This is a genomic window from Paenibacillus sp. FSL H7-0326 (assembly GCF_001955535.1).
Taxonomy (GTDB): Bacteria; Bacillota; Bacilli; order Paenibacillales; family Paenibacillaceae; genus Paenibacillus; species Paenibacillus shunpengii.
Genome location: NZ_MPVN01000003.1, coordinates 236,294 through 248,176 on the forward strand (window position 1 = coordinate 236,294; position 11,883 = coordinate 248,176).

The following is an 11,883-nucleotide window of genomic DNA, read 5'->3' on the forward strand; positions in this document are numbered from 1 at the left end:
TATGTACATGAAACAAAAACAATTATCTAAATTGTTAGCGCTTACTATTGCAGGTGGACTTGTGCTTAGTGCTTGTGGAGGAGATACGTCAGGATCTTCTGAGCCGTCCGTTGATGCGGATGGCAAAGCCAATATTACCTGGCTGAATATTCTTCATACGGCATCGCCGCCAACAGAAACGGTACTGAACAAGATTGAAGAGGCAACCAATGCAAACATTGAATTCTCATGGATTCCGGATGCTTCGAAGGAAGAGCGTCTGAATACGTCACTTGCTTCGGATTCTCTGGCTGACATTGTAACGATCACATTGATGGAGAACTCCTCTGTCCGTAACGCACTAAAAGCGGGTGTGTTCTGGGAGGTTGGTCCTTACCTGGATGAATTTCCGAACCTAGCGACGATTTCAGAAGACATGCGGAATTCCGCGTCCATTGAGGGCAAGCTCTACGGAATTCCGATGCAGAAGCAAGTGGCGAGAAATGGTGTCGTCATTCGGAAGGATTGGCTGGACAAATTGGGACTTGAAGTGCCGAAGACGACAGACGAATTAATGGAGGTTGCCAAAGCCTTCACAGAGCAGGATCCTGATGGGAACGGTGCGAAGGATACGACAGGCTTCATGGACCGCAGTGACCTGATCTATGGCGCATTCAAGACCTTGAGCTCCTATTTCGGCACACCAAGTGTATGGAGTGTAGGAGAGGATGGCAAGGTAACGCCTGAGTTTGAGACAGAAGGCTATGTTAAAACGATGGATTATATGAAAGAGCTATATGAGAACGGATACATTAACCAGGACTTTGCTGTTACAGCGAAGACAGATCAGCAGCAGAATTTTGCTCAAGGTAAAGCCGGTATTTATGTAGGTGCTCTATTCGACAGCAAGAACCTGCTTAACATGGCTAAGGGTGTTCAGGACGATATGGAGCTTACACTTGTCAACGACATTACATCAACGGGCAATGAAGCGGATCGCGCAATCTGGTCGATCTCCAATGGGGTTGGCGGATTGCTGGCATTCCCTAAATCGGAAGTCAAGGACGAAGCTGAGCTCAAACGCCTCCTGCAATTCATGGACGATCTCATGTCCGAGGAAGTCTACACACTGATGACCTACGGTATTGAAGGAACACATTACACGGTGAATGAGGAAAAAGCAGTAACGATTACGAACACAGAATTGTGGCAGCAAGAGGTTCAGCCATTCGCTTCCTCCAGACCTAACGAGACCGGTTACGAGATTCATGACAACGATCCACTGAAGAAGGAATCTGACCGTCTGATCGAGGAGAATTCAACGTTTGCCGTGCTGAACCCTCTGTATTCGCTCGAATCCGCTACCTTCTCATCTCAAGGATCTGAGCTGCAAAAAACGATCGTTGATGCAACCTACAAATATATTCTGGGCAAAATCAACCTCGATCAATTTAATGAAGCCGTAAGCAGCTGGAGAAAAGCAGGTGGTGATCAGATTATCTCAGAATACGAAGCTGCTTACCAGGCTGTGCATGGTCAATAACCCGATCCTTATGACATATTCTTCTTGATCACTGCGGATGTATTTCAACTAGTTTCATAGTCGTTAAAATGTATTGCCGCTTCGTTCTTCAGCAGGACCTATTGAAGACGGAGCGGCTTATCGATCACAAAGGAGGATGTATTTGAGATGAATCAAACAAACCAGACTAGCTGTGCGCACAGAATGGCACATTCTATTATGGAGCGGACACCAAGGCTGTATGAGGATAAAGGATATAACGAGAAGTGGTCCTATGATTACGGGGTTATCCTCAAAGGATTTGAGCGCTTATGGCGTACCACCGGAGAACAGAAATACTTCGATTATATTAAGAGCAATATGGATCACTTCATTCAGGAGGATGGATCGATTCGAGGCTATAGGCAGGACGAGCATAACATTGATCACTTGAATAATGGCAAGCTTCTATATGTCCTGTATGAGGAAACGGGTGAAGATAAATACAAACTTGCAGCCTCTACTTTGAGGAAGCAGCTGCTGACGCATCCCCGGACTTCCGAGGGGGCTTTTTGGCATAAAGAAATATATCCTTATCAGATCTGGCTGGATGGCTTATATATGGGCTCCCCGTTCTACTTGGAGTATTTGCTTACGTTTGAGTCCGAGGGGGATCTTGGTGACGTAACGAAGCAATTCATTCTATGCGAGAAGCATACGAGAGACGACAGAACCGGGTTATTATTCCACGCTTGGGATGAGAAACGTGTACAGCCGTGGTGCGACAAGAGTACCGGACTGTCACCGAATTTCTGGGGCAGATCACTGGGCTGGTTCCTCATGGCCATCACTGACGTTCTTGAGCTCCTGCCTAAGGAGCATGCGGACTATAACGAGCTCGAACGAATATTCAAGGATACGCTGACGGCAGTAGCAGACTTTCAGGATGCGGATTCCGGAGTATGGTACCAGGTTGTGAATGAGGCTGGACGCAAAGGTAACTATTTGGAAGCCTCGGCTTCCAGCATGTTCACCTATGCGATGGCGAAGGGAATTCGACTGGGACTTCTCGGTTCTGAATGGAACAATTCATTAGAGCGGGCATTCCAGGGGCTCATTGCTGAATTTATATTAGAAACCAAGGAAGGCTGGCTCAATCTTAACAAGACTTGTCAAGTGGCGGGACTGGGTGGTGCAGATCGTCGTGATGGGACCTATGCGTATTACATTAGCGAACCGATTATTACGAATGATCAGAAGGGACTCGGTGCTTTCCTCTTGGCTTGTGCTGAATACGAGGAGCTGGTTCAGGCTGGTGAGTTAAGTCTGCCCGTAACGGGAGGAGCTCAGCAATGACCATCTATAACATTGATGATTACGGTGCACATAAAAACAGCAGTCAGCTGTCCACCAAAGCCATTACAGCGGCTATTGCTGCTGCTGAAGCAGCAGGGGGAGGAACGGTAGTGATCCCTGCGGGTACTTATGCTACTGGAGCAGTCATACTTCGGAGCAACATCCATCTGTATTTAAGTCCTGGCGCTACATTGTCCTTCAGTGACAAGCCAGAGGATTATCCTGTAGTCACCTCTCGCTGGGAAGGTGTGAAACGGGAGGTTCACGCTTCCTGTATCTATGGTGAACAGCTGGAGAATGTAATGATCTCAGGGACAGGCCGGATTGAAGGCAATGGTGCACTGTGGTGGGATAAGCAGCGGAATCGTCCGGAGGAGCTCACATATCCTAGACCGAAGCTGATCAGCTTCGACAGCTGCCGCCGAGTCACGATCAAGGATGTACAGCTGTTTAACTCGCCAAGCTGGACAGTGAATCCGATTCTATGCCATGACGTCACTATTGATAATCTCTCGATTCTGAATCCCGCCGATTCACCGAATACAGACGGCATTAATCCCGAATCCTGTTCGAACGTCAGAATCAGCAATTGTCATATCGATGTCGGAGATGACTGTATCGCGATCAAAGCAGGTACGGAGGATACAGCTCACCGAGTTCCGTGTGAGAACATCACGATTACGAACTGTACAATGGTTCATGGGCATGGAGCTGTCGTTATTGGCAGCGAGATGAGCGGTGATGTGCGCAATGTGGTGATATCAAACTGTGTCTTCAAGCATACGGACCGGGGCATTCGTCTTAAGTCAAGACGGGGACGTGGCGGCACGGTTGAAGATATTCGCGTAAGCAATATCGTCATGGAGGATGTCATCTGTCCATTTATATTAAATCTATACTACTTCTGCGGTCCTCGCGGAACAGACAAATATGTATGGGACAAAAATCCGTATCCTGTGACGATTGAAACTCCACGATTTCGGCGGATTCATTTCTCAGGGATTACGGCCCGTAACGTTCATGCAGCAGCAGGGTTTATCTATGGTCTGGCAGAGCAATATGTCTCTGAAATTACATTTGATCAGATTGATATTACCATGGCAGAAAATGCGACACCCGCTGTCCCTGCGATGATGGCGGGAATCGAAGAGATGAACAATCGAGGGTTCTTCCTTGGGAATGTAAGGGATGTTCGGTTTCGAAACGTGACGATCGAGAATCATCAGGGGCCTGCCTTTTATGTGGAGAATGGAGACACCGTTAAATTTGAGGGCTGTGAGTCGAGAAATACGGACCGTGCAGAAGAGCTCATTCATGAAGCTGCGGTAAAGCCTTCTCAGGAGAATCCGGTATGAAGCCATCACAGGCAGATCCACTGTGGCAGCTGTTAGGAGAGCTTCCTGAAGGAGGCGTATCGAACTCACGATTGCTGACTGAAGAGGAGAAGGAGGGCTATCTTCTTCAGACAATCATGCTAGAACTGTATGGAATGGAGCAGGTATCTATATCAATGGCGCTTCCGTTAAACCAGAAAGGTCCATATCCTGTCGTTGTATTTAACCATTCCCATGGCGGCAATTATGCGGGAGGACGCAACGAATTTCTAACGAGCAGTCATTATCTGCAGCAGCCATCCTTTGCCAAGACACTGACCTCTATGGGATATGCGGCTTGTTGTATGGATATGCGCGGATTCAACGAGCGCTCCGGCCGAACAGAAAGCGAGCTTGTCAAAGAAATGCTGTGGCGGGGAGAAGTATTATGGGGCAGAATGCTTCGTGATAATCAATGCTTGCTTGACTATATTTGTACACGAGAGGATATAGATTCCAGCCGCATTGGTACGATCGGCATGTCTATGGGAGCACTTATGTCGTGGTGGCTTGCGGCACTGGATGATCGAATCAAGGTGGTCGTTGATATTTGTGGTCAGGTCGATGCCCACACCTTGATTATGAAGAGGGGCCTTGATCATCACGGATTCTATTCATATGTTCCCGGCTTGCTTAAGCATTTCACAACCCTTTCCATTCAGGAAAGGATCGTCCCGCGCCCGAGACTGAGCCTAAACGGGCGGGATGATCGGTTATGTCCTTATGAAGGAGTCATGCTGCTGGCTGATGGCCTTGAATCTGCATATGAGAAGGCTGGATATCCTGAGCATTGGCAGCATATAGAGACCGGATCGGGACATATGGAAACCGCAGAGATGCGTTATGCCTGGAAGGATTTCTTAGTCAAATATTTGTAATCTACTATTCATCTTGTATAGGGAGGCGTTAGCTTGATTACGAACAATACGAAAGAGACGAATATCAAGACCATTCAGAATCCGATACTTCCCGGATTTAATCCTGACCCTTGTATGATCCGTGTGAACGATATGTATTATATTGCGGTTTCTTCCTTCGAATGGCTGCCGGGTGTTCGAATCTATCAATCGGATAATCTGGCGGATTGGGAGTTTTGTACGGATGTGTTAACAGATCAAGTGAACCTTAAGGGTAATCCCAAGAACTGCAGTATCTGGGCTCCACAGCTAAGCTTCCATGAAGGTCTGTATTACTTGATGTATACCGATGTGAAGAGCACAAAACGACCTTTTAAAGACACCCATAATTACCTCATTACATCCCAGTCAATTACAGGGCCATGGTCAGAGCCCATCTATTTGAACAGCAGCGGGTTTGATCCATCCCTGTATCATGATGACGACGGGCGAAAATGGCTGTTAAACTGCTTGTGGGATTATCGAATTACGGAAGGGAATAAGTCCAGCGGAATTGTCATTCAAGAATACGATCCGGAGCAGCAGAGATTGATTGGAGAACCCATTAAGCTCTTTGATTGTACGCCGCTCAAGAAGACGGAAGCTCCTCATATCTATAAACGAAACGGATATTACTACTTAATTACAGCGGAAGGTGGAACGGGCAGCGGACATGCGGTTACAGTAGCCCGGTCTACGGAGCTGCTCGGTCCTTACGAAGTGGATCCTCAATATCCAATGCTGACTTCAAGTGATAACCCGGAGCTTGAGCTTCAGTGCGCCGGGCATGGGAGCTTGATTGAAACGCCTGAGGGTGAGTGGTACATGGCTCATTTATGCACTCGGCCGGTTGAAGGAAAGTACCCTATTCTGGGCAGGGAAACCGCATTGCAGCAGGTCTACTGGGATTCAGAAGGCTGGCTTCGATTAACTTCTGGTGGTCACTCACCTCAGACAGAGGTTCCGCTTCCCAAGGGTGCGGTGGTTAGAGGGAAGCGCAGCACAGACTTCTATGATGATTTTACGGGAGCTGGGTTGAGGCCCGAGTGGAATACACTTCGTATCGTGGCAGACGATCGATGGTGCAATTTATCAGAAAGACCCGGTTATTTGAGAATTCATGCAGGAGAATCGGCTCAAAGTCTGTTCGAGCATCATATCTTAGCAGTTCGACAGGCGGATACGCATTTCCGAGCCGAAACAGAGCTGGACTACGAGCCAGCGATGTATCTGCAAATGGCAGGACTCATGCTGTATTTAAACGAAGACAATTATTGGTTTGCTTATGTAACTCGAGAGAAAGAACTGGGTAAAGTGCTGCGTCTTATGCGCTGTGAAAAAGATGAATTTACACTGGAGCCCGTCATCGTGAAGCTTGAAGAGGGTAAGCCTTTACAGCTCGCTGTCGATGTATCCGGCGTAAATGGACAATTCTATTACCGGACAGAGGAAGGCGAATGGAATGAGCTCGGTGAGGCCCATCATGTCGGATTTTTATCCGGAGGGTTCACGGGGAACTTTGTTGGAATTGCAGCTCATGATATGAATCAGTTCATGGGCAGCTATGCGGACTTTTCATATTTTCGTTATACAGGCCAGAAATAGTTAAAGCACAAATAAATGACAGTGAACAAAAATAAACAAGGCATGAGTCATCTTTCATCCAAAAAAGAGACTCGTGCCTTATTTTTTATGCATACATACGAGCTGACACAGGTTCAAACCTTATCGCTCATATGAAAGCTTCAGTTCGCTTTTTTGGCTTTTCCTGACTTTGCGGTTTTTGAGTACTGTTCCTTGATAAGATCGGCAGTTAGCTGGCCAGATAGAGTAACCATAGGAACGCCTCCGCCTGGATGCGTAGACCCGCCGACAAAAAACAGATTCTCAATCAAATCACTGCGGCTGGGCACCTTGAATCCACCGTTCATCTTACGGTCTGTGACCACACCATAAATGGAACCGCCATTAGCGCCATATAACCGCTGAAGATCGTCGGGGATAAAAGTATACTCGAATTCGATGTGCTGGCGTATATCCGTAAGTCCCATTCGTTCAAGCTTATTCAGGACAAGCTCCCGATACTCTTCTGCATTGGATTCGAAGCTTTTACCCGGCTTAAGCGGCGGAACGTGGGTGAGGACGAACAAATTTTCTTTTCCCTCCGGAGCTTGAGTGGCGTCCGATTTACTGGAAACCCCGATGTACACCGTTGGATCATTGGAAGGAATGCCCTTGTTAAAGATATCATCAAATTCCTTCGCCGGATCCTGAGAGAAGAAGAAGTTATGATGGAGCAGCTGCTCGTACTTCTTGTTGACCCCTAATAGCAGAACAAGCCCGGATACGGTTGGCGCGAATTTATTCAGCTTTTTAGCTGAGTTCAGAGCCCCGTTCTGATCCTTCAATAACGAATGATAGGTTGGGATGGCCTCCAAATTCGATACGACAAGGTCTGCATCCAGCACGGTTCCATCGTGCAGCGTTACGCCAGTTGCTATATTATCCTTCGTGTTAATCTTCGTTACCTTGGCGTCGGTACGTACAGTTACGCCTTGCTCATGGAGAACCTTCAGTATTCCCTTAGCTATATTGTACATTCCGCCTTCCACATAATAGATCCCGAGTCCCAGCTGCACATAGATGAGCTGAGACAGGACAGCAGGAGCATGGTAAGGGGATGAGCCAATATACATAATAAAGAAGTTAAACAGCTGTCTTAAATGCTTGTCTTTTAGATATTTGTCGGTGCTTTGTGCCATGGTACGAAGCGGGTCCATCGCCAGCAGCTCTTTGATTGAATGCATCCCGCGAAGCTCATCAAGACCTGAGAGACTTCTGGCATAAATGCTGCGTCGATTCATATCGTACTGCTTCTGACAGTACTGAAGATATTTCAAGAAGTCTGCGGCGTCCTCCGTGGAGATTTCTTTAATGGTGGACAGCATTTCCGGCAGGTCACTGGTCACATCAATGGATACACCATCTTCAAAAAAAGTTCGCCACTGCGGCTCAATTCGTACGAGCTTCATATAATCGGATAGCTGGCGTCCAGTGCTCTCAAACAGCTGTTCCAATACCCATGGCATCGTCAATATAGATGGACCTGTATCGAAGGAGTAGCCTTCACCGGATCGAACATTCAGCTTACCCCCGGCACGTTCATTTTTTTCTAGGACAGTTACTTCATGACCATCGGCTGCAAGTCTCATAGCTGCTGACAGCCCGCCCAATCCTCCGCCGATGACAATCATTTTTTTGCGCATATTTATTCTCCTCTTCTCGTTCTCTGATCTCGTTGCACCGTATAAAGTAGGTGATGTACGGATCATAATTGAAGTAAAAATGCTTAATTACCATACTTACCGGAAGTGAGATGAAATAAACGGCAGGTGACGTTCAATTTCCTGCTCATAGATAGAGGAGGATGCATGTGATGTCACTGATATGGATATTGGCTGGCCTGATCTCCGGCATCTTGTTATGGTCAGAGCTTAGGCTGCTGCCGGGAAGCAGCCTAAGGCAACTAGCAGATAATAATGATCGAGAGCAATCCCTTGGTAAATCGGCGCACGAAGCGAAGAGAATGACCATAAGTGTGATCATTCCTGCTCGGAATGAAGAAAAAAATATTGGCAGGCTACTGAAGTCCTTGCGAGAACAGATGAATCCACAAGATGAAATCATTGTCGTGGATGATAATTCGTCAGATCGTACGGCCGAGATCGCACACCGTCGGGGGGCCATGATCATTAAAGCGGGTCCGCTTCCGAGAGGCTGGATGGGAAAATGTCATGCCTGCTGGAGAGGGGCGGCGGCTGCGAACGGAGAAATGCTGATCTTTCTAGACGCGGATACTTATCTGAAGAAGGGTGGGCTTAGTCAGCTGGTAGATGCTTATCCATCCGGCCTGATGTCCGTTCAGCCTTTTCATGACACCTGGTCTGCTTACGAGAAGCTGTCCGGGATATTTAATATCATTGTCGCGGTGTCTGCCGGAAGCGGCAAGAAGGGAACAGGAGCTTACGGTCCATGTGTAGTGACCAGCAGAGAAGCTTATGATAACGTCGGCGGACATGAGCAGGTAAAGGGTGAGATATTGGATCATCATGCACTGGCTCTTCGATTTGAAGCCGCAGGATATCCGGTTGTTAATTATATTGGCAGAGGAGCGCTTCATTTTCGGATGTATCCGGGAGGCGTTAGAGAGCTGTTTCAGGGCTGGATTAAGAGTATGGCTTCCGGCGCAGCAGCAACTCGATTCTCCAAGCTCTTTACTGTCGTTCTATTTCTGATGGGTGCATTCACGGCAGCTCTATCCCTGCTATCCTGGGACTACGGCATCATGTCTGTTGTTGTGTACGGACTGTATTCAGCACTTATGGCAGGGCTCCTTGGCAAAGTAGGGAAGTTCGGAGCTATATCGGCCATACTTTATCCGGTCCCGCTGCTTGCTTTTTTCAGTGTATTCTCCGTATCGATACTTCACACCTTTGTTAACAGGCAGGTTCGCTGGAAGGGAAGGGAGCTGACCCTTGATCCTGAGGAGAATCAATAAGGATAACGAACAGAAGAGGGATGTCCATGGATTCACAGATGTCGAGTGTTATATGTAATATAGGAGTCAATGCAGGGGCTTGGCTTCTCATTCACCTGCTTGTGACTGCAGTTCACGCCAGGCTGCCGGATCGCTGGTTTGCAGTCACTGGATACCCGGCTTCTAAAAAGGAACTGTTATTCTACACGAACGCGCTGAAGATCAAAGCTTGGAAGAATCGTCTTCCTGACGGTGGAGGCTGGTCGAAGCAAGGCTTTCGTAAAAAAAGGATCGAAGAGAGGAGTGAAGCCTACTTGGAGCGGTACCAGCTAGAGGCTCATCGTGGGGAATGGTGCCACCTCATTTCGATGCTGCCTGCACCTTTGTTCTTCCTCTGGAATAGTCCCATGGTTGGGATGATGATGGTCCTATATGCGCTGGCGGCCAATCTGCCCTGCATATTTGCCCTCCGGTATAACCGGGCTCGGATCCTCCGTCTTCTGGATAGAAGAACAGCTCCGATGTCCAGCGATTCTGTTGTACAAATAGACCCAGGCACAAGATGATCGCCTGGGTCTGATAGAAGGTGCTTATACTTCAATGGATTTGATGATGCGGGCAGGGTTGCCCCCAACGACGACGTTGTCTGGCACATCCTTGGTGACAACGGCTCCACTGGCAACGACGACGTTATTCCCGATGGTTACCCCTGGATTAATGATTGCGCGGCCGCCGATCCAGACGTTGTCTCCAATGGTAACCGGTTTGCCGAATTCCTCATATCGTTCACAGCGCGACACTGGATCAAGTGGATGCGTTGCCGTGTAAATATGTACACCTGGCGCAAGCAGACAATTTTTACCGATTCTCACCTCGCACACATCAAGGATAACGCAGTCAAAGTTGGCGTAGAAGCCGTCTCCGACATGAATGTTGTATCCATAATCGCAGCGGAAGGTCGATTCCACATAAATATTGTCTCCAACACTTCCAAACAATTTACGAAGCAGATCACTCCGGTGCTCGCGGTCGCTTTCAATAGACTGATTGTAGAGCCGGGTCAGCCTTCTAGCGTGCTCACGATCCTTTGTAAGCTCGGCGTCACCCGCCAAGTATAACTCCCCTGCAAGCATTTTCTCTTTTTCTGTCCTCATGGTGAACTTTCCTCCTGGCGTAATTCATTCAATATATGATTATCGCGAAATATAAGATCTCGTGCAAGGAGGAAGTACGTGAACTCATTCCTTCTTATGACTGCAGCGATGACGGTGATCCCTATGGATTGCTAGTACTGAACACCTTCACTTGTCAAGTCCAGCCATTCTACTTCCTGCTGTGACAGCTGAACGTTGGCCCCTTGATCGCAGGAAGCCAGCTCCGCTGGATTGCGTGCGCCGATCAAGGCACAGGTAGGGTAGTTCTGATTCAGTACATACGCCAGTGCGATCTGAATGACGGTAACGCCTTTATCTTCTGCAAGCTGCTTCGCTCGACGGAGCCGCTCCCAGTTCTGATCATTATAGAACACACGCACAAGATCAGCATCATCCTTGTTATCAGGTGTAAATTTACCAGTGAAAAATCCTCGGGCCTGCGACGACCAGGATAACAGAGGGAGCTGGGTTTCTTCATGCCACTTACTCGTTTCTTGATCGACGGATACACATCCCGGCCAGAAGGGTTCATTCGCCTTGGCAAGACTTAAATTCGGACTGCTGAATGTAAAACCGGCAAGTCCATTGCTTGCCGCATATGCATTCGCTTCCGTAAGACGCTGCCAGCTCCAGTTGGATGCACCTGCGGCTCCAATCCGGCCGGCAGCAATATGCTCATTCAGTGCATCGATGATATGCTCGACAGGAATAGACGGATCATCCCGATGAAGGCCGTACAGCTCGATGTGATCGGTCTGCAGACGCTCCAGGCTGACAGCCAGATCGTGATCAATAGCCTGTTTGTTCACCCGCGGGCCCTGTCTGTCGTGATGAGCCCCCTTTGTGAAGATGGCAATCTTGTCCCGATTGCCTGACTCCTGCAGGTAGCGTCCGATAACCTCTTCACTTTGACCTCCGGTATAGATATGTGCAGTATCGATCGTGTTGCCGCCGATGGCCAAGAATGCTTCAATATTGGTCACGACCTGATCATAATTTTCATGCATGAAATAATCGGAACCTTTAATCAAACGAGAAATAGGCTTCTTTGATCCCTGAATCGAAATATATTCCATAACCGTTTCCT

At 48.0% G+C, this 11,883-nt stretch carries 10 protein-coding genes; 7 read left to right on the forward strand and 3 right to left on the reverse strand.

Annotation, left to right across the window (positions count from 1 at the left end; genetic code table 11):
• Positions 1-7 precede the first annotated feature (7 nt).
• The 5 genes from BK126_RS17035 to BK126_RS17055 all read left to right on the forward strand — a co-directional run bounded on the left by BK126_RS17035 (position 8) and on the right by BK126_RS17055 (position 6,710).
• A complete protein-coding gene (locus tag BK126_RS17035; protein ID WP_076313754.1) occupies positions 8-1,522 on the forward strand; it encodes an extracellular solute-binding protein in 1,515 nt (504 codons plus the stop codon).
• 147 nt (positions 1,523-1,669) lie between these two features.
• Entirely contained in the window at positions 1,670-2,836 is a 1,167-nt protein-coding gene (locus BK126_RS17040; protein ID WP_076313755.1) for a glycoside hydrolase family 88/105 protein, read from the forward strand.
• Positions 2,833-4,191, forward strand: a complete 1,359-nt coding sequence (locus tag BK126_RS17045; RefSeq protein WP_076313756.1) for a glycoside hydrolase family 28 protein — start codon at positions 2,833-2,835, stop codon at positions 4,189-4,191. Before BK126_RS17040 ends, BK126_RS17045 begins: the two co-directional genes overlap by 4 nt.
• Positions 4,188-5,087, forward strand: a complete 900-nt coding sequence (locus BK126_RS17050) for an alpha/beta hydrolase family protein (protein ID WP_076313757.1) — start codon at positions 4,188-4,190, stop codon at positions 5,085-5,087. Before BK126_RS17045 ends, BK126_RS17050 begins: the two co-directional genes overlap by 4 nt.
• Before the next feature lie 114 nt (positions 5,088-5,201).
• The gene (locus BK126_RS17055; protein WP_083655973.1) at positions 5,202-6,710 is read left to right on the forward strand and encodes a glycoside hydrolase family 43 protein; all 1,509 of its coding nucleotides are present in this window, start codon (positions 5,202-5,204) and stop codon (positions 6,708-6,710) included.
• A 140-nt stretch (positions 6,711-6,850) separates the two neighbouring features.
• On the opposite strand, the gene BK126_RS17060 is transcribed toward BK126_RS17055, so the two are convergent.
• Positions 6,851-8,371 carry a phytoene desaturase family protein gene (locus BK126_RS17060; RefSeq protein ID WP_076313759.1) on the reverse strand — a complete coding sequence of 507 codons (1,521 nt, stop codon included), beginning with the start codon at positions 8,369-8,371 and terminating at the stop codon, positions 6,851-6,853.
• A gap of 170 nt (positions 8,372-8,541) precedes the next feature.
• Between BK126_RS17060 and BK126_RS17065 the strand changes: the two genes are divergently transcribed.
• Positions 8,542-9,663, forward strand: coding sequence for a glycosyltransferase family 2 protein (locus tag BK126_RS17065; RefSeq protein ID WP_179085558.1), 1,122 nt, complete (start codon positions 8,542-8,544; stop codon positions 9,661-9,663).
• Between the two features lie 26 nt (positions 9,664-9,689).
• Positions 9,690-10,208, forward strand: coding sequence for a glycosyl-4,4'-diaponeurosporenoate acyltransferase CrtO family protein (locus BK126_RS17070; RefSeq protein WP_076313760.1), 519 nt, complete (start codon positions 9,690-9,692; stop codon positions 10,206-10,208).
• A gap of 24 nt (positions 10,209-10,232) precedes the next feature.
• Here the strand turns inward: BK126_RS17070 and BK126_RS17075 are convergent, their stop codons facing one another.
• Both BK126_RS17075 and BK126_RS17080 read right to left on the reverse strand, forming a co-directional pair.
• Entirely contained in the window at positions 10,233-10,796 is a 564-nt protein-coding gene (locus tag BK126_RS17075; protein ID WP_076313761.1) for a maltose acetyltransferase domain-containing protein, read from the reverse strand.
• 131 nt (positions 10,797-10,927) lie between these two features.
• On the reverse strand, positions 10,928-11,872 hold the full coding sequence (locus BK126_RS17080; protein WP_076313762.1) for an aldo/keto reductase: 945 nt from the start codon (positions 11,870-11,872) through the stop codon (positions 10,928-10,930).
• Positions 11,873-11,883: the final 11 nt, after the last annotated feature.

What these genes read in the sequence shown, in the direction of transcription:
- BK126_RS17035 (WP_076313754.1), top strand. Translation starts at nt 8, where the DNA reads ATGAAACAAAAACAATTATCTAAATTGTTAGCGCTTACTATTGCAGGT.
- BK126_RS17040 (WP_076313755.1), top strand. Translation starts at nt 1,670, where the DNA reads ATGAATCAAACAAACCAGACTAGCTGTGCGCACAGAATGGCACATTCT.
- BK126_RS17045 (WP_076313756.1), top strand. Translation starts at nt 2,833, where the DNA reads ATGACCATCTATAACATTGATGATTACGGTGCACATAAAAACAGCAGT.
- BK126_RS17050 (WP_076313757.1), top strand. Translation starts at nt 4,188, where the DNA reads ATGAAGCCATCACAGGCAGATCCACTGTGGCAGCTGTTAGGAGAGCTT.
- BK126_RS17055 (WP_083655973.1), top strand. Translation starts at nt 5,202, where the DNA reads ATGATCCGTGTGAACGATATGTATTATATTGCGGTTTCTTCCTTCGAA.
- BK126_RS17060 (WP_076313759.1), bottom strand. Translation starts at nt 8,371, where the DNA reads ATGCGCAAAAAAATGATTGTCATCGGCGGAGGATTGGGCGGGCTGTCA.
- BK126_RS17065 (WP_179085558.1), top strand. Translation starts at nt 8,542, where the DNA reads ATGTCACTGATATGGATATTGGCTGGCCTGATCTCCGGCATCTTGTTA.
- BK126_RS17070 (WP_076313760.1), top strand. Translation starts at nt 9,690, where the DNA reads ATGGATTCACAGATGTCGAGTGTTATATGTAATATAGGAGTCAATGCA.
- BK126_RS17075 (WP_076313761.1), bottom strand. Translation starts at nt 10,796, where the DNA reads ATGAGGACAGAAAAAGAGAAAATGCTTGCAGGGGAGTTATACTTGGCG.
- BK126_RS17080 (WP_076313762.1), bottom strand. Translation starts at nt 11,872, where the DNA reads ATGGAATATATTTCGATTCAGGGATCAAAGAAGCCTATTTCTCGTTTG.